Origin of the sequence: Suipraeoptans intestinalis, assembly GCF_034091795.1 — a bacterium.
Classification (GTDB): domain Bacteria; phylum Bacillota; class Clostridia; order Lachnospirales; family Lachnospiraceae; genus Suipraeoptans; species Suipraeoptans intestinalis.
This window is the reverse complement of the sequence record NZ_JAXFXH010000019.1, coordinates 287,576-304,326: the sequence shown is the minus strand read 5'-3', so window position 1 is coordinate 304,326 and position 16,751 is coordinate 287,576. Positions and strand designations below refer to the sequence as shown.

Here is a 16,751-nt window from a genome sequence, read left to right as displayed (position 1 = left end):
CATGTGGGAGAAACAGCAGGGGCAGATCTGTCCGGAGGTTCTTTACGAAGAAGGAAAAGACGGCGTGATGATCCTGGGCTGCAAATCTGTAGACGGGATCTTGATCCTGCCGGATGAGATCTGCGGCAGGGCAGTGACGTCTGTCAAGGCATATGCGTTTTCCTCCTGGCAGGCAGGAAAGGACAGCCGGATCTGGAGGAATCCACAGAACTGGAAAGAAGAAGGGGTACATCCTGTGTTTGGGGAGGAGGTACGGGAAGTCTGGCTTCCCGCCTCTGTCTCCCATCTGGGAAGGTACGCCTTTTATCGCTGTAAAAACCTGAAAAAATTGACTCTTTCCGACAGGCTTCAGGAAGTCGGAGGCGGTGTATTTACCGGATGTGCGCCGGAAAAGATTGAGATCTATCACTGGGAAGGAGAAAAAAACTGTCTGAAGTCTATTGTGGATGAGGTACGGTTTTCCATAGACGCTACTCTGGTCTATGACACAAAAGAGGTGCAGGGAAGGGCAAGGGTCCTGTTTCCCGAGCATTATGAGGAAGCGGTAGAAAATACACCTGCCAGACTGCTGTTTACCAGGCATCACGGATCCGGAGGATACTACAGGCAGTGCTTTTATGACCGGACCCTGGACTATGGAAAATATGATCTGGCTTTTTTTCATGCAAAGGCAGAGGAAGAGAGAAAGACCACGGTAAAGCTTGCCGTCAACCGTCTGCGTTTTCCTTTTCGACTTGGAGAGGAAGCAAAAAAGATGTATACTGTCTTTGTGAAAGAAAAATTTGAACAGGGAATCCGGATGATGCTGGAGAGGGCAGACATAGACGGGATCCGGTTTTTGGTCAGAGAAATACAGCCGGAAGAAGAGGCGCTGGCAGCTGCCGTCCGGCTTGCGGGAGAGTACCGTCTGCCGGAAGCGGCAGGATATCTGCTGGAAGAAAAGAGGAAGCAGACGAAAGGCAGTCGGCTGCAGGAACGGTTTTCTCTTTGAGAAAAACGGACAGCCTTCTGAAAGGAAGCGGATGGAAAGAAAGAAGATCGGTGAGAAAATAGCAGAAGGGAAAGGGACGGGCTGGCGGGAAAGAGAAGAGCAGGTGGCAAGAAAGATTCTGCAGCTTTCCAGAACGAAGCTTTATTTTAGTATGCGCTTTCTGGATATGGCGTTTTCTGCTCTTTTGCCGCAGGCCGACTGGCAGGAGCAGGGAGTGGGAACAGACGGGGCTGTCCTTTATTTCCACCCGGCTTTTTTGTGTACCCTTTACCGCAAGGAACCGATACAGGTCAATCGGCTTTACCTGCATACGGTGTTACACTGCCTGTTTTATCATCTCACCAGAAGGAAAGGGCGGGAAGAGCGACTGTATTTTCTGGCCTGTGATATTGCGGTGGAATCCATTATCGAAAGTCTGAACCATCCGCCTCTTCGCAGAGGCCGGGCCTGGCTCAGAAGACAGACATATCACAGACTGGAGGATGCCGGGAAGGTACTTACCGCTGAAAGAATCTATGAGAAGCTGAAGAAATGGGAACTTTCAGAAGAGGAGATGTTTCGTCTGGAAGAGGAATTCCACCGGGACAGCCACAGCTTCTGGCCAAAGGAAGAGGATGAAAAATCCAGGGAGATGGAGAACCGCTGGCGGCAGCTTTCGGAGCAGACCCAGACGGATGTGGAGACTTTTGCGAAAGAATCAGCCGATTCCAGCAAACCCGTAGTGAAGCAGCTTCAGATAGAAAACAGAAAGCGGTATGATTACCGGGAGTTCCTGAGAAAGTTTGCAGTGCTGAAAGAAGAAGTGCAGATGGATGAAGATTCTTTTGATTATGGATTTTATACCTATGGCCTGTCTCTTTATGGGAATATGCCGCTGATCGAGCCGCAGGAATGGAAAGAGGTAGAAAAGATCGAGGAATTTGTGATCGTGGTAGATACCTCCATGTCCTGTTCGGGAGAGACAGTCCGCCGGTTTCTGGAAGAGACCTATGACATTTTGGCACAAAAGGAAAGCTATTTCAGGAATATCCATATCCGCATCCTGCAGTGCGACGATCAGATCCGGTCAGATGACCGGATCACATCGGCAGGAGAACTGAAAACATATATGGAAGGATTTCGACTTGTAGGCGAGGGAGGGACAGATTTTCGACCGGCATTTGCGTATGTGGAAAAGCTGGTGGCAGAGAAGCAATTTCATAAGCTGAGAGGATTGATCTATTTTACAGATGGAAAAGGAATCTACCCCGCCCGAAAACCTCCCTATCAGACGGCTTTTGTATTTATGAAACAGGATTATCAGGAAGAATCTGTACCGCCGTGGGCCATCCGGCTGATCCTGGAGGAAGAGGAGTGGAATGGATAGAAAGGAACAGAAATTGTGGATATAAAACGAGCAAAAAAAGAAATGAAAGATTCCCTGGAGGCCTATCTGGCAAAGGATGCATACGGGGACTATAAGATCCCGGCCATCCGTCAGAGGCCGATCCTTTTGATGGGACCGCCGGGGATCGGGAAAACCCAGATCATGGAGCAGGTGGCAAAAGAGTGCAGGGTAAACCTGGTCTCCTATACCATCACCCACCATACCAGGCAGAGTGCAGTGGGGCTTCCCTTTATCCGGGAAAGGGTGTACGCAGGAAAGACCTGCTCGGTAACGGATTACACCATGAGTGAGATCCTGGCTTCCGTCTACGAGAAAATAGAGCAGACGGGAAAGGCGGAAGGGATCCTGTTTATCGATGAGATCAACTGCGTGTCGGAGACTCTGGCGCCTACCATGCTGCAGTTTCTGCAGTGTAAAACCTTCGGAAATCAGAAACTTCCGGAAGGCTGGGTGATCGCAGCGGCGGGAAATCCTCCGGAGTACAACAAATCCGTGCGGGAGTTTGATGTGGTGACTCTGGACCGGGTCAAATGGATCGAGGTGGAAGAAAACTATCCGGCCTGGAAGGAATATGCACATCAGGCAGGGATCCATCCTGCGATCCTGGCATATCTGGAGCTGCGGAAAAACTATTTCTATGTCGTAGAAACAACAGTGGATGGGACGGCTTTTGTGACGGCTCGGGGCTGGGAGGATCTGTCCCAACTGTTGTTTGTATATGAAGATCTGGGGAAAAAAGTAGATGTACAGGTAATCCGGCAATACTTGCAGCATGAAAAGATCGCAAAAGATTTTGCGGCCTATCTGGAACTGTACGCAAAATACAAAAAAGATTATGGCCTGGAGAAAGTACTGGAAGGCGGATATGGGAAAGAAACGATAGAGAAGCTGAAATATGCCCCCTTTGACGAAAGACTCAGTATCGTAAATCTTTTGTACGGAAAAATGGAAGAGTGGTTCAGACGCTACAAAGAGCAGATGGACTATGTGACCGAGCTTCACAAAGAACTGCGCCGATGCAAGGAAGGGAGTTCCCTTTGTCAGATCCTGGAAGAAAGAGAACAGTGGCTAAAAAAACAAACCAGGGAGGAAGCCCTGTTCCCGGAAGAAAGGCATCTGCACAGGAGGGTTCAGGACAGACTGGAAGATATGCAGCGGATGAAAAGCGGCAGTGATCTGCCGGAACCGGACAGCGTAAAAGCCTTCTTCCAAAAAGACCTTCTGCAGTTGGAGAAGATAGAGGAAACCGTTCAGCGCTCTCTGGATACTGCCTTTGATTTTCTGGAGGAAGCATTTGGAGACAGCCAGGAGATGGTAGTGTTTGTTACCAGCCTCAACAGCGGATCTTACAGCCTGTATTACCTGAAAGACCATCTGTGTGAGAAGTATTTTCTGTACAACAAAAAACTTTTAACAGAAGAGCAGCATCAAACGATTATGGAAGAGATCAAAGATCTGGAAGGAGAAAAAGAAGATGAGTTTACTATTCATACATTATCCTAAGTGTACTACCTGTAAAAAAGCAAAAAAATGGCTGGAGGACCGGGGAATTGCCTTTGAAGAACGAGACATCAAACTGGATCGGCCCACCAGAGAAGAGATCGAGCAGTGGCACAAAAAAAGTGGACTGCCCCTGAAAAGATTTTTTAATACCAGCGGAAACCTTTATAAGGAGCTGCAGTTGAAGGATAAACTGCCTTCCATGTCGGAAGAAGAGCAATATGATCTTCTGGCAACAGACGGAATGCTGGTAAAAAGGCCCGTCATCGTAGGAGATGCCGGAATCAGAACCGGATTCAAGGAAAAAGAGTGGCTGGAGATGGGATTGTAAACCAAGGGATCCCTGTGAGAACATGAAAAGACACAGGAAGCAGTCTTTGTGTAGGGACAGGCTGTCCGGAAGCAGCGAACTTCCGGTAAAAAGCAAGGCAGGATAAGGGAGGGAGAAAGATGAAATGGAAACAATTTCGTCTCCATACGACGGTGGCGGCAGAGGATCTGGTCATTGATAAATTAATGGAACTGGGAATAGAGGGAGTGCAGGTAGAGGACAGTGTTCCCATGACCCGGGAAGAAAAGGCACAGATGTTTGTGGATATTCTTCCGGAGACCGGACAGGAGAGGGAGGAAGCGGTAGTAACCTTTTATCTGGAGGAGGAAGAGGGGAAAGAGCAGATATTGAAAGCGGTAAAGGAAGGTCTGAAAGAACTGGCTTCTTTTATCGATGTGGGAAATGGAGAGATAGAAGAATCGGAGACGGAGGATGTGGACTGGGTCAATAACTGGAAGCAGTATTTCCACCAGTTTTATATTGATGATATCCTGATCACGCCTTCCTGGGAACCGGTCAAGCAGGAAGATAAGGACAAGATGATCATCCACATTGATCCGGGAACAGCCTTTGGAACCGGGATGCACGAGACGACACAGCTTTGTATCCGCCAGCTGCGAAAGTGGATCAAGTCAGGAGATACCCTGTTGGATATCGGATGCGGAAGCGGAATCCTGGGAATGCTGGCAGTCAAATTTGGCGGACAGTTTTTCACGGGGATCGATCTGGATCCCTGCGCCATTACAGCCACCATGGAAAACATGGAAGAAAATCAGGTAGAATCCTGTCAGTATGAGGTGCTGTCAGGAAATCTCATAGAGGATCCGGCGCTTCCCGGCAGGATGAAGTATGAAACCTACGATGTGGTGGTCTCCAACATCCTGGCGGATGTGCTGGTACTCTTAACACCGTTTGCTGTCAGATTTTTGAAAGAGGACGGCGTGTATATTACCAGCGGGATCATAGAAGGAAAAGAGCAGACAGTGGCAGAGGCCATGGAGCAGGCAGGACTTCAGGTGATAGACATCTGTCGGCAGGGAGAATGGAGAGCGGTGATCGGAAGAAAGTCGCATACAGATCACACAGCAGGATAAGAGGAAGAACATGCATCATTTTTTTGTGACACCATGTCAGGTGGAAGAAACAGAGATCTTCATAGAAGGATCAGACGTAAACCATATCAGGAATGTATTGCGGATCCGGGAAGGGGAGCAGATATCCGTCAGTGACGGGCATAACAACACCTATCGCTGCCGACTGGACCGATATGAGGAAGACAAGGCAATCCTTGCAATAGAAGACCGTCTGGAAACGGATCGGGAATTGCCTGCCAGGATCTATCTGTTCCAGGGGCTTCCGAAGCAGGAGAAAATGGAGTGGATCGTACAAAAAGCGGTGGAATTAGGTGTATTTGCCGTGATTCCGGTGGAAATGAAACGGTCTGTGGTAAAGCTGGATGAAAAAAAGGCGGAAAAAAAGCAAAAAAGGTGGCAGCAGATCGCAGAGAGCGCCGCAAAACAGTCGGGAAGAGGCTATATTCCACAGATCGGGAAGGTCCGGACATTTTCAGAGGCGGTCAGACAGGCAGAGGAGCTGGATATGATCCTGTTGCCCTATGAACTGGAGCGGGGAATGGAAGAAAGCAGAAACAGGATGGCTCTTGCAGCAAAAGCAGGTTCCGTCGGGATCTTCATCGGACCGGAGGGCGGTTTTGAACAGGCGGAAGTGGAAGAAGCGGAAAAAGCAGGCGCTAAAAGGATCAGTCTGGGAAAACGGATCCTGCGGACGGAGACGGCAGGACTGGCCGTTCTTTCTGTCCTGATGTTTGCAATGGAGGAATAAAGCATGAAAAGAGAAGTATATCTGGATAATTCTGCCACCACCAGGGCTTATCAGGAAGTGGCGGAAAAAATGCAGGAGGTACTGTGCCGTTCTTATGGGAATCCATCCTCCCTGCATCGAAAGGGCCTGGAGGCAGAGCATGAAATCAGGGAAGCAAAGCGGATCCTGGCAAAGCTTTGGAAGGCGGAAGAAAAGGAAGTGTTCTTTACTTCCGGCGGAACAGAAGGAGATAATCTTGCCATTATCGGTGCGGCGAAGGCGGGAAGACGAAGGGGGAACCATCTGATCACCTCCTGCGTAGAGCATCCGGCGGTGCTTCAGGCTATGGCAGCTTTGGAAGAAGAGGGGTTTTCTGTCACTTACCTTCCTACGGATCCGAAAGGAAAAATCTCCCTGGCTCAATTGGAGGAAGCGTTGACAGAGGAGACCGTTCTGGTTTCCCTGATGCATGTCAATAACGAGATCGGGACGGTACAGCCGGTGGAAGAGGCAGGCAGGCTGATCAAACAGAAATGTCCGGAAACATTATTTCACGTGGATGCTGTCCAGAGCTATGGGAAATATGAGCTGTTCCCAAAATCGGAGAAGATAGACCTTTGTTCTGTCAGTGGCCATAAGATCCACGGACCGAAGGGAGTGGGAGCCCTGTACATCAAAAACGGAGTCAAACTCCGTCCTCTTTTGTATGGAGGCGGGCAGCAAAAAGACATCCGTCCGGGCACGGAAAATGTGCCGGCAATCGCGGGACTTGGAGTGGCGGCACAGAAGATCTATGAAGGCAGAAAAAGCAAGACGGAAAAAATGAGGAAATTAAAGAGCAGGCTGTCCGAAGGAATCAAAAGCCTTCCCGACACGGTCCTGCATGGAGGAGAGGGGGAGGAAGCTGCTCCACACATCGTCAGTGCAGGATTTAAAGGAGTCAGAAGTGAAGTCATTCTTCATGCACTGGAGGAGCAGGGGATCTTTGTATCCTCCGGCTCTGCCTGTGCGTCCAATCATCCCAGGATCAGCTCCGTATTGAAAGCGATCGGAGCAAAGGCCGAATACCGGGAGTCCACTTTGCGGTTCAGCCTGTCTGAGTTTACGACAGAAGAAGAGATTGACTACACTCTGGAAAATCTATATAATATAATACCAATGCTTAGACGATACACACGCAGATAGGAGAAAAAGAATGAGGTTTCGTACATTTTTGTTAAAATACGGAGAGATTGGTATCAAAGGGAAAAACAGATACCTGTTTGAGGACGCGCTGGTCCGGCAGGTAAGGCTTGCCCTGAAGGACGTGGAAGGAGAATTCCAGGTCTATAAATCCCAGGCCAGGATCTATGTGGACTGCAGTGAAGATTACGACTATGAAGGAGCGGTCCGGCACCTGAAAAGAGTATTTGGACTGGTAGGGATCTGTCCCGTTCTGCGGCTGGAAGATAAAGGGTTTGCACAATTGCAGGCAGACGTAGTTTCCTATATGGAAGAAATGTATGAAGAAAAGCAGATCACATTCAAGGTGGAAGCAAGAAGAGCAAGGAAGAGCTATCCGAAAAATTCCATGGAGATCAATTGTGATTTGGGGGAGGCGATCCTGGAGGCATTTCCGGAAATACGTGTGGATGTACACCATCCGGACGTCCTCTTAAATGTAGAGATCCGCAATGAGATCTACGTATACTCCCAAACCATTCCGGGAGCCGGCGGGATGCCGGTAGGGACCAACGGAAGGGCGACGCTGCTTTTGTCGGGAGGAATAGACAGCCCGGTAGCGGGATATATGATCGCCAAAAGAGGGGTGGCTTTGGATGCGGTCTATTTTCATGCTCCTCCGTATACCAGCGAGAGAGCCAAGGAAAAAGTAGTGGATCTGGCGCGTATCGTCGCAGGATATGCAGGGCCTATACGGCTCCATGTGGTCAACTTTACAGAGATCCAGCTGTACATTTATGACCAGTGTCCGCATGATGAACTGACGATCATCATGCGCAGATATATGATGCGGATCGCCGAGGAGTTTGCAAGAAGGAACGGCTGCCTGGGACTGATCACAGGAGAAAGTATCGGGCAGGTGGCAAGTCAGACCATGCAGAGTCTGGCAGCCACCAACGACGTATGTCGCCTTCCGGTGTATCGTCCGCTGATCGGCTTTGATAAGCAGGAGATCGTGGAAATCTCTGAAAAGATCGGAACCTATGAGACTTCGATCCAGCCCTTTGAGGACTGCTGCACCATTTTTGTGGCGAAGCATCCGGTCACCAAGCCGAATGTGGAGGTGATCCGAAGATCGGAGGAAGCCCTGCAGGAAAAAATAGAAGAAATGGTGGCGCGGGCTATTGATACGGCAGAGATCCTGCAGGTGGGAAGGTAGTACCGCTGGAAATCTCACGAAATAAAAAAAGAATCCCGGGAAGGGATTCTTGCAGTTTACCACAGCGAAAAAGATCAGAGGCTGACAAAGACAGGAAAACTCCGACCGTTCCGTCTAGATGGTGTAGGGCTTCAGAGATTCCAGCACGGCGTCCAGCTCTGCATCGTCCGCGTGGATATTAAGGTCGATGGGCTTGGACAGATCAAGACTGAAAATTCCCATGATGGATTTGGCGTCGATCACATATCTGCCGGATACCAGATCAAAATCATAATCAAACTTTGTAATATCGTTCACAAAGGACTTCACTTTGTCGATCGAGTTCAAAGAAATCTGTACTGTTTTCATAAAAAATCATCCTCCTTGCTTTATCGTTTACGTCTTTATCTTAAGAGGAGTGATGGCAAAAGTCAAGGACAAGTTGAAATCGCCAGGAAGGAACAAAACCTATGAAAAAAGCAGCATTGCACAATCTGGGATGTAAGGTCAATGCTTATGAAACGGAAGCCATCCAGCAGATGCTGGAGAAAGAAGGATACGAGATCGTTCCCTTTCGGGAGGGAGCAGATATTTACATTATCAATACCTGCACGGTTACCAATGTGGCGGACAGAAAGTCCAGGCAGATGCTGCACCGGGCAAGGAAGATGAATCCGGAGGCTATTGTGGTGGCATGCGGATGCTACGTGCAGACGGAGCAAAAGGAAATAGATGACTGTATTGACATTGTGGTGGGAAATAACAGAAAAAAAGACATCCTGTCTATCCTGAAAGAATACGAACAAAGCAGGGAGGAAAGCACCCTGTTGTATCAGGCGGTTCCGGAGGTGGAAAAGGAAGAGGACTACGAGGAACTGAGTATCCGGCATACGACCACCCACACACGGGCGTACATGAAGATACAGGACGGATGCAACCAGTTTTGTTCTTACTGTATCATTCCCTTTGCAAGGGGAAGAGTCAGAAGCAGAAAGAGGGCGCAGATCGAAGAAGAAGCAAGACAGCTGGTACAATCGGGATGCAAGGAGATCGTTCTGACGGGTATTCACTTAAGCTCCTACGGACTGGATACGGGAGATACCCTGATAGATCTGATGGAAAGCCTGCATCAGATAGAAGGACTTTTGCGGATCCGCTTGGGTTCTTTGGAGCCCCGGATCATCACGGAAGAATTTGTGAGCCGGTTGGTGAAGCTGGAAAAAGTGTGCCCGCATTTCCATCTGTCCTTGCAGAGCGGATGTGATGCAACCCTGAAGCGGATGAATCGGCGCTATGACACCGGAGAATATCGGGAAAAATGTCAGTTGCTGAGGCGATTTTTTGCAGAACCGGCACTGACGACAGACATTATTGTGGGATTTCCGGGAGAAACGGAAGAAGAGTTTGCAGAGTCTAAAAGGTTTGTAGACGAAATGGATTTTTACGAAACGCATGTGTTCAAATATTCCAAGAGGGAGGGAACCAGAGCGGCCTCTATGGCACATCAGGTTCCGGACGGAACAAAGGCAGATCGAAGCAGTGAACTTTTAGAGCTGAACCGGAAAAAGAAGCAGAACTATGAAAGCAGACTGCTGGGAACCACACAGGAGGTGTTGATCGAAGAGGAAGTTTTTGTGAATGAGGCCCCTTACCAGGTAGGGCATACCAGAGAGTATGTGAAGGTGGGAGTGCAGACCCGGGAGGATCTGACAAACCGGCTGATTCCCATAGAAATTAAAGATCCGGCACAGATCATGGGAAACTGAGAGTTCCGCCTAAATAGAAATAGAAATTGAGAATCCTTCACAAATCATACATTGAATTTTCTGACAGGATAGAGTAGAATGGAAGGAAGAGAAAGTTGGAGGATAGGGATCGATGAAAGAATTAACAAATACACAGTTTTTCCGTTTGGACAGCGGACAGCAGATACAGGCAAAGGAAGTGCTGGATACCGTGTACCATGCGTTGGTGGAAAAGGGATACAATCCGGTCAATCAGATCGTAGGATATGTGATGTCAGGAGATCCTACTTATATTACCAGCCATAATGGAGCCAGAAGTCTTGTCATGAAGGTGGAGAGAGATGAGCTGGTAGAAGAAATGCTGAAAGTATACATTGCCCATCAGCAGTGGAGCTAGACGGATGAGGATCATGGGGTTGGATTACGGCTCCCGGACGGTGGGGGTTGCAGTCAGCGACGGACTTGGGATCACTGCGCAGGCGGTAGAGACCATTTTCCGAAAAGAGGAGAATAAGCTGAGGCGAACCTGTGCCAGGCTGGAAGAACTGATCCGCGAATATCAGGTGGAAAAGATTGTCCTGGGGCTGCCGGTTCATATGAACAGCGACGTAGGGGAACGTGCGGAAAGGACCATGGAGTTTGCCAGATTGCTTGAGCGGCGCACCGGTCTGGATGTGATCCTTTGGGACGAGCGGCTGACGACGGCGGAGGCGGAGGAGATTTTGATCCGGCAGAAAGTGCGCCGGGAAGACAGAAAAAAACACATAGACCAGATCGCTGCGATGCTGATTCTGCAGGGATATCTGGATTTTGGACGATAGGATCTGAGGAAACAGAAGATATGGAAAAGATAGGATTTGTGTCTGAAGACGGAAAGACAGAGGAGTTTTTCGTTCTGGAACAGACAAGAGTAGGCGGGATTTCGTACATTCTGGTGTCGGATTCTACAGGAGACGACGGGGAGTGTATGATCCTAAAAGATACGTCGCCGGAAGAAGAAAAAGAAGCGACGTATGAGCCCGTGGAAGACGAGGCGGAACTGACGGCAGTCCTTAAGATTTTTGAAGAGCTGTTGGAAGATGTTTCGATTGAAAGGTAGGGTATTATGCCGGTCAGTAAAGAAAGATTTATACAGATGCTGAAAGAAAAGGGACTGAAAGTGACCAATCAGAGGTTACTTGTATTAGAGGTACTTGCAGCTCATAGGGATGCCCATATGACTGCGGAAGACATTTATGAACTGGTAAAGGAGGACTATCCTGAAATAGGGCTGGCCACGATTTACCGAACAGTGCAGTTGTTGCTGGAAATGCAATTGGTGGACCGTATCAATTTAAATGATGGATGTGTTCGATATGAGATCGGTGAGACGTTCGGAGAAGAGGGAAAGCACCGCCATCATCATTTAATATGCAATACGTGCGGAAAACTTGTTTCCTTTCGGAATGATTTGCTGGAAGATCTGGAGGAACGGATCGAAAGAGAAACAGGCTTTTGTGTGTCGGACCACGATTTGAAGTTCTATGGACAATGCCGGGATTGTAAGAAGAAAGAGAGTGTGGAGGAGCACACGGAGGTGTAGGATTGAAGAAAGAAAGTAAAGGAAAATTGCGTATCATTCCGTTGGGCGGACTGGAAAAGATCGGAATGAACATCACTGCCTTTGAGTATGAGGACAGTATCATTGTTGTGGACTGCGGACTGGCGTTTCCGGAAGACGACATGCTGGGGATCGACCTGGTGATTCCGGATGTTACCTATCTGAAGGACAACATTCAGAAAGTAAAAGGCTTTGTGATCACGCACGGACATGAGGATCATATTGGTGCGTTGTCCTATGTGCTGAGGGAAATGAATCTTCCCGTCTATGCAACCAAGCTGACCATGGGAATCATCGAAAGGAAGCTGACGGAGCACAATCTTCTGCGCAGTACCAGAAGAAAGGTGGTAAAACATGGGCAGTCCATCAATCTGGGACAGTTCCGGATCGAGTTTATCAAGACCAACCACAGTATCCAGGATGCGGCGGCACTTGCGATCTATTCCCCGGCCGGGATCGTGGTTCATACAGGAGACTTTAAGGTGGATTATACTCCGGTATTCGGAGATGCCATAGACCTGCAGAGATTTGGCGAGATCGGAAAGAAGGGCGTTCTGGCTCTCATGTCGGACAGTACCAATGCAGAAAGGAAAGGATTTACCCAGTCAGAAAAGACGGTGGGGATCACCTTTGATCATATATTTGCGGAGCACCGAAATACAAGAATCATCATTGCAACCTTTGCATCCAATGTGGACAGAGTACAGCAGATCATCAATTCGGCTTGTAAATACGACCGAAAGGTGGTGGTAGAGGGGCGCAGCATGGTCAACATCATTCAGGTGGCGCAGGAGCTGGGATATCTCAATGTTCCGGAGCACACGCTGATAGAGATCGACAGCCTGAAGAACTATCCGCCGGAGAAGACCGTTCTCATTACGACGGGAAGCCAGGGAGAGTCTATGGCAGCGCTGTCCAGAATGGCGGCAGACATCCATAAAAAAGTAACCATTCTGCCGGGGGATACGGTGATCTTCAGTTCCAGCCCCATACCGGGGAATGAAAAGTCGGTATCCAGGGTCATCAATGAGCTGTCTGCCAAGGGAGCGACTGTGATCTTTCAGGATGCCCATGTATCAGGGCATGCCTGCCAGGAGGAATTGAAGCTGATCTACTCTCTGGTCAAACCCAAATATGCGATCCCGGTACACGGAGAGTACAGGCATATGAGGGCCAATGCAGAGATTGCACAGAGCCTGGGGATCCCCAAGGAAAATATTTTCCTGATCAAATCAGGAGACGTTCTGGAACTGTCAGAAAAAGAAGCCAAGGTAGTAGATAAGGTACCGACAGGAACCATCCTGGTAGACGGGCTGGGAGTTGGAGACGTAGGAAACATCGTACTAAGAGACAGGCAGCATCTGGCGGAAGACGGCATTGTGATCGTAGTACTGACGCTGGAGAAAAGAAGCAACCGGCTTCTGGCAGGCCCGGATATCGTGTCCCGGGGATTTGTTTACGTCAGAGAGGCGGAATCCCTGATGGATGAGGCCAGACATGTGATGAGCGAAGCGGTTGAAAAATGTCTGAAGAACAAGAACAATGCAGACTGGAGCAAGATCAAGCTGGTACTACGGGACAGCATGAACGAGTTTATCTGGAAAAGAACCAAGAGAAGACCCATGATACTTCCCATTATCATGGATGTATAGACAGTCTTTGAAGAGCAAAAGGAGACGCAGACCTGAAAAAGGATGCGTCTTTCCTTTGTTGCAGAACGAGGCCGGATGGACTGCGGCCCGAAAGAAGGAGAGAAACATGAACATGGAAGACAGAGTGGCGACGTTTCTGCATTCTCTGGAGAAAGAAGAGGAAGCTGTGGTCGCGGCCATCGAAAGGGAGGCGCTGAAAGAGGGAGTCCCCATCATACGAAAGGAGACACAGAGCCTTTTAAAAGTACTTCTGGAAATGAAAAAACCGGAAAGGATCCTGGAAATCGGTACGGCAGTAGGCTTTTCCGCAATTCTTATGAGCCGGTTTTTGGGGGAATCTTGCAGAATCGTGACCATTGAACAATATGAAAAACGGATCGTAGCTGCCAGAGCAAATTTCAGACGGGCAGGAACAGAAGAGAGGATCACTCTTTTGGAGGGGGATGCCGATAAAATCCTTCCTACACTTTCGGAGACGTTTGACTTTATTTTTGTAGATGCGGCAAAGGGACAATACCTTTCCTATCTGCCCCATGTGCTCAGAGTATTGGAACAGGGAGGAATCATCCTGTCTGACAATGTGCTGCAGGAAGGAGAGATATTGGATTCCAGATTTGCGGTGGAAAGGCGCAACCGCACCATCCATAGCCGGATGCGGGAATATCTTTATACCATCAAACGAATGGAAGAACTGGAGACGGCCATTCTCCCGGTGGGAGACGGCGTGGCCATCAGTGTGAAAAAGGAGAAGTGTGATGAATAGGAAAAAACCGGAACTGCTGATACCTGCAAGCAGCCTGGAAGTGTTGAAAACGGCAGTGATCTACGGAGCAGACGCCGTTTACATCGGCGGGGAAGCTTTTGGACTTCGGGCAAAGGCCAAAAATTTTTCGTCGGAGGAAATGAAAAAAGGAATTGAATTTGCCCATGCCCACGGAGTAAGGGTGTATGTGACGGCAAACATTTTGGCACACAATGAAGACCTGGCAGGAGTAGCAGAATATTTTCAGGAATTGAAAGAGTATCAACCGGATGCCCTGATCATCGCAGATCCTGCAGTATTTCAGCTGGCAAAGGAGATCTGTCCGGAGATAGAAAGGCACATCAGCACCCAGGCCAATAATACCAATTACGGAACCTACCGCTTCTGGTGGGAGCTGGGAGCAAAGCGGGTGGTTTCCGCAAGGGAACTGTCCCTGCAGGAAATCCGGGAGATCCGGGACCATATACCGGAGGAGATGGAGATTGAAAGCTTTATTCACGGAGCCATGTGTATGTCTTATTCCGGACGGTGTCTTTTAAGTAATTATTTTACGGGCAGGGACGCCAATAGAGGAGCCTGTACACATCCCTGCCGCTGGAAGTATTCTCTGGTGGAGGAAAAAAGACCGGGAGAATACATGCCGGTGTACGAAAACGAGAGAGGAACCTATATTTTCAACTCAAAGGATCTGTGCATGATCGAGTATATCCCACAGATGATGGAGGCCGGGATCGACAGCTTTAAGATCGAAGGCAGGATGAAGACAGCGCTTTACGTGGCGACAGTGGCGAGAACCTACAGAAAAGCCATAGACGATTGTTTTCAGGACGAGGAATTGTATCGAAAGCAGATGCCCTGGTACCTGGAGCAGATCTCCAACTGCACTTACAGACAGTTTACGACAGGATTTTATTTTGGAAAGCCCTCTGAAGAAACTCAGATTTACGACAATAACACCTATATTAAGGAATATACTTATCTGGGAACGGTGGAAGAAGTGAAGGAGGGATGCTACAGGCTTCAGCAAAAAAATAAATTTTCCGTAGGGGAGATCATCGAGATCATGAAGCCGGACGGAAGAAATGTGGAGACGGTGGTAAAAAGGATCCTGGACAAGGAAGGAAGGGAGCAGGAAAGTGCGCCCCATTCCAAACAGGAATTATATGTAGAGTTAAGCGAAGAGGCGGAGGTCTACGATATTTTAAGGAGAGCGGAGAACGAAGCATGCTAAGAATAGGAACGCATATGTCCATCGCAGGGGGGATCGCAAAGGCGGCGGAGGCTACTGTGGCAATGGGGGCGGATACCATGCAGATATTCAGCCGGAACCCCAGGGGATCCGGATTTAAGGTGTACGGGGAGGAAGAGATCAGAAGGTTTTGGGAAATCCGGGACAGTCACGGATTTGCGCCGATCCTGGCTCACGCCCCGTACACGATGAATCTTGCCAGCGAAAAGGAAGAGGTGTACACCTTTGCCTGCAGCACCCTGAAGGAGGACGTAGCGCGGATGGACAGCCTGGGGATCGACCTGTTTGTGTTTCATCCGGGAAGTCATACAGGAATCGGGATAGAAAAGGGAATCGACAACATTGTCAGAGGATTGAATGCGGGTCTGACAGGACAGGAAAAGATCCGGGTCCTTTTGGAAACGATGAGTGGAAAGGGAACGGAGATCGGCAGCAGGTTTGAAGAATTGAAAGCGATCCTGGAGGGAGTGACCCACAAAGAGCGAATGGGCATTTGTCTGGATACCTGCCATGTTTTTTCGGCAGGATATGATATCCGGAAGAATCTGGAGAAGGTTTTGGAGGAGTTTGACCGGATCCTGGGATTGGATCTTTTGAGGGCGGTTCATCTAAATGACAGCAAAATGCCTTTCGCTGCAAGAAAAGACAGGCATGAAGTGACAGGAGAAGGAGAGATCGGATGGGAGGCGTTGCGTCGGGTGATCTGTCATCCGAGCCTCAGGGATCTTCCGTTTTATCTGGAAACGCCCCTGGATGATGCGGGACATAAAGAGGAAATTGCGAAGATCCGTAAAAAACTGCAGGAGGAGGGAGACTTATGATCAGGATTCGTCATGCGACCCCGAAAGATCTGGAGATGATCTGCAGGATCACGGAGGAAGCGAAGGAAAGTTTAAGAGGGCTGGGACTGTCCCAGTGGCAGAAAGGATATCCTTGCAGGGAGGTGTGGGTCAGGGATATAGAAGAAAGAAACGGCTATGTGGCCGTAGAGGAGGAAGAAGTGCTGGGAGTGTTTGCTTACCAAGAAACTTTGGATGCCTCCTACGGGAGCATCCGGGGGAAATGGCTTCAGGAAAAGCCATATGCTTCCATGCACCGGGTATGTGTGGCCCTGAAAGCGAGAGGGAGGGGAGTGGCAGGTCAACTGTTTTCCCATGGATGTATGCTGGCAAAAGAAAGTGGGTTTGCGGCGGTCAGGATTGATACACATCCGGGAAATCTGCCGATGCAGTCTGCACTTTTAAAGGCCGGATTTCAAAAGTGCGGAACGATCCATCTTGCTGCGGGACCGGAGGCCGGAGACGAGAGGATCGGATTTGAAAAGCTTCTGTCCTGAAAAAGAACGTCGAAAGA

At 49.1% G+C, this 16,751-nt stretch carries 19 protein-coding genes; 18 read left to right on the top strand and 1 reads right to left on the bottom strand.

The features are described 5' to 3' along the window. Position 1: 1 nt before the first annotated feature. From SOW26_RS07250 to thiI, 8 genes are all read left to right on the top strand, one after another. Positions 2-991, top strand: a complete 990-nt coding sequence (locus SOW26_RS07250) for a leucine-rich repeat protein (protein ID WP_320652150.1) — start codon at positions 2-4, stop codon at positions 989-991. Between the two features lie 31 nt (positions 992-1,022). Next, entirely contained in the window at positions 1,023-2,357 is a 1,335-nt protein-coding gene (locus SOW26_RS07245) for a vWA domain-containing protein (RefSeq protein WP_320652149.1), read from the top strand. A 15-nt stretch (positions 2,358-2,372) separates the two neighbouring features. Beyond that, a complete protein-coding gene (locus SOW26_RS07240) occupies positions 2,373-3,881 on the top strand; it encodes an ATP-binding protein (protein WP_320652148.1) in 1,509 nt (502 codons plus the stop codon). Further along, positions 3,853-4,209 (top strand): Spx/MgsR family RNA polymerase-binding regulatory protein, encoded by a 357-nt coding sequence (locus SOW26_RS07235; protein ID WP_154475785.1) that lies wholly within the window; start codon positions 3,853-3,855, stop codon positions 4,207-4,209. Before SOW26_RS07240 ends, SOW26_RS07235 begins: the two co-directional genes overlap by 29 nt. 119 nt (positions 4,210-4,328) lie before the next feature. After that, on the top strand, positions 4,329-5,303 hold the full coding sequence (gene prmA / locus SOW26_RS07230) for a 50S ribosomal protein L11 methyltransferase (RefSeq protein WP_320652147.1): 975 nt from the start codon (positions 4,329-4,331) through the stop codon (positions 5,301-5,303). 10 nt (positions 5,304-5,313) lie between these two features. Then, positions 5,314-6,051: a 16S rRNA (uracil(1498)-N(3))-methyltransferase gene (locus SOW26_RS07225; protein WP_154475781.1), complete on the top strand. Its 738-nt coding sequence runs from the start codon at positions 5,314-5,316 to the stop codon at positions 6,049-6,051. A 3-nt stretch (positions 6,052-6,054) separates the two neighbouring features. Continuing rightward, entirely contained in the window at positions 6,055-7,215 is a 1,161-nt protein-coding gene (locus tag SOW26_RS07220) for a cysteine desulfurase family protein (protein WP_320652146.1), read from the top strand. A 10-nt stretch (positions 7,216-7,225) separates the two neighbouring features. Then, positions 7,226-8,410 (top strand): tRNA uracil 4-sulfurtransferase ThiI, encoded by a 1,185-nt coding sequence (thiI, locus tag SOW26_RS07215; RefSeq protein ID WP_276959430.1) that lies wholly within the window; start codon positions 7,226-7,228, stop codon positions 8,408-8,410. Between the two features lie 114 nt (positions 8,411-8,524). Here thiI and SOW26_RS07210 read toward each other — a convergent pair whose 3' ends face one another. Further along, the gene (locus SOW26_RS07210) at positions 8,525-8,758 is read right to left on the bottom strand and encodes an HPr family phosphocarrier protein (RefSeq protein ID WP_154475775.1); all 234 of its coding nucleotides are present in this window, start codon (positions 8,756-8,758) and stop codon (positions 8,525-8,527) included. A 101-nt stretch (positions 8,759-8,859) separates the two neighbouring features. Here SOW26_RS07210 and mtaB point away from each other — a divergent pair, with 101 nt between their 5' ends. From mtaB to SOW26_RS07160, 10 genes are all read left to right on the top strand, one after another. Beyond that, on the top strand, positions 8,860-10,155 hold the full coding sequence (mtaB, locus tag SOW26_RS07205; RefSeq protein WP_320652145.1) for a tRNA (N(6)-L-threonylcarbamoyladenosine(37)-C(2))-methylthiotransferase MtaB: 1,296 nt from the start codon (positions 8,860-8,862) through the stop codon (positions 10,153-10,155). Between the two features lie 112 nt (positions 10,156-10,267). Beyond that, entirely contained in the window at positions 10,268-10,531 is a 264-nt protein-coding gene (locus SOW26_RS07200; RefSeq protein ID WP_154475771.1) for an IreB family regulatory phosphoprotein, read from the top strand. Between the two features lie 4 nt (positions 10,532-10,535). Beyond that, positions 10,536-10,955 (top strand): Holliday junction resolvase RuvX, encoded by a 420-nt coding sequence (gene ruvX / locus SOW26_RS07195; RefSeq protein WP_276959426.1) that lies wholly within the window; start codon positions 10,536-10,538, stop codon positions 10,953-10,955. Between the two features lie 20 nt (positions 10,956-10,975). After that, positions 10,976-11,233 carry a DUF1292 domain-containing protein gene (locus SOW26_RS07190; protein ID WP_154475767.1) on the top strand — a complete coding sequence of 86 codons (258 nt, stop codon included), beginning with the start codon at positions 10,976-10,978 and terminating at the stop codon, positions 11,231-11,233. 6 nt (positions 11,234-11,239) lie between these two features. Next, positions 11,240-11,716: a Fur family transcriptional regulator gene (locus tag SOW26_RS07185; protein WP_154475765.1), complete on the top strand. Its 477-nt coding sequence runs from the start codon at positions 11,240-11,242 to the stop codon at positions 11,714-11,716. 2 nt (positions 11,717-11,718) lie between these two features. After that, positions 11,719-13,386, top strand: a complete 1,668-nt coding sequence (locus tag SOW26_RS07180; RefSeq protein WP_154475763.1) for a ribonuclease J — start codon at positions 11,719-11,721, stop codon at positions 13,384-13,386. Positions 13,387-13,492: 106 nt separating this feature from the next. Next, complete coding sequence (locus tag SOW26_RS07175) at positions 13,493-14,149, top strand: O-methyltransferase (RefSeq protein WP_276959424.1); 657 nt, start codon at positions 13,493-13,495, stop codon at positions 14,147-14,149. After that, positions 14,142-15,380, top strand: a complete 1,239-nt coding sequence (locus tag SOW26_RS07170; protein ID WP_276959422.1) for a peptidase U32 family protein — start codon at positions 14,142-14,144, stop codon at positions 15,378-15,380. Before SOW26_RS07175 ends, SOW26_RS07170 begins: the two co-directional genes overlap by 8 nt. After that, positions 15,374-16,219: a deoxyribonuclease IV gene (locus SOW26_RS07165; RefSeq protein ID WP_154475757.1), complete on the top strand. Its 846-nt coding sequence runs from the start codon at positions 15,374-15,376 to the stop codon at positions 16,217-16,219. The genes SOW26_RS07170 and SOW26_RS07165 overlap by 7 nt, the downstream gene beginning before the upstream one ends. Next, on the top strand, positions 16,216-16,734 hold the full coding sequence (locus tag SOW26_RS07160; RefSeq protein WP_154475755.1) for a GNAT family N-acetyltransferase: 519 nt from the start codon (positions 16,216-16,218) through the stop codon (positions 16,732-16,734). The genes SOW26_RS07165 and SOW26_RS07160 overlap by 4 nt, the downstream gene beginning before the upstream one ends. Positions 16,735-16,751 lie beyond the last annotated feature (17 nt).

Coding starts and splice junctions, on each gene's coding strand:
- SOW26_RS07245 (WP_320652149.1), top strand. CDS start 1,023: ATGGAAAGAAAGAAGATCGGTGAGAAAATAGCAGAAGGGAAAGGGACG.
- SOW26_RS07225 (WP_154475781.1), top strand. CDS start 5,314: ATGCATCATTTTTTTGTGACACCATGTCAGGTGGAAGAAACAGAGATC.
- SOW26_RS07210 (WP_154475775.1), bottom strand. CDS start 8,758: ATGAAAACAGTACAGATTTCTTTGAACTCGATCGACAAAGTGAAGTCC.
- SOW26_RS07190 (WP_154475767.1), top strand. CDS start 10,976: ATGGAAAAGATAGGATTTGTGTCTGAAGACGGAAAGACAGAGGAGTTT.
- SOW26_RS07235 (WP_154475785.1), top strand. CDS start 3,853: ATGAGTTTACTATTCATACATTATCCTAAGTGTACTACCTGTAAAAAA.
- SOW26_RS07250 (WP_320652150.1), top strand. CDS start 2: ATGTGGGAGAAACAGCAGGGGCAGATCTGTCCGGAGGTTCTTTACGAA.
- SOW26_RS07160 (WP_154475755.1), top strand. CDS start 16,216: ATGATCAGGATTCGTCATGCGACCCCGAAAGATCTGGAGATGATCTGC.
- SOW26_RS07170 (WP_276959422.1), top strand. CDS start 14,142: ATGAATAGGAAAAAACCGGAACTGCTGATACCTGCAAGCAGCCTGGAA.
- SOW26_RS07185 (WP_154475765.1), top strand. CDS start 11,240: ATGCCGGTCAGTAAAGAAAGATTTATACAGATGCTGAAAGAAAAGGGA.
- thiI (WP_276959430.1), top strand. CDS start 7,226: ATGAGGTTTCGTACATTTTTGTTAAAATACGGAGAGATTGGTATCAAA.
- ruvX (WP_276959426.1), top strand. CDS start 10,536: ATGAGGATCATGGGGTTGGATTACGGCTCCCGGACGGTGGGGGTTGCA.
- prmA (WP_320652147.1), top strand. CDS start 4,329: ATGAAATGGAAACAATTTCGTCTCCATACGACGGTGGCGGCAGAGGAT.
- SOW26_RS07175 (WP_276959424.1), top strand. CDS start 13,493: ATGAACATGGAAGACAGAGTGGCGACGTTTCTGCATTCTCTGGAGAAA.
- mtaB (WP_320652145.1), top strand. CDS start 8,860: ATGAAAAAAGCAGCATTGCACAATCTGGGATGTAAGGTCAATGCTTAT.
- SOW26_RS07200 (WP_154475771.1), top strand. CDS start 10,268: ATGAAAGAATTAACAAATACACAGTTTTTCCGTTTGGACAGCGGACAG.
- SOW26_RS07165 (WP_154475757.1), top strand. CDS start 15,374: ATGCTAAGAATAGGAACGCATATGTCCATCGCAGGGGGGATCGCAAAG.
- SOW26_RS07220 (WP_320652146.1), top strand. CDS start 6,055: ATGAAAAGAGAAGTATATCTGGATAATTCTGCCACCACCAGGGCTTAT.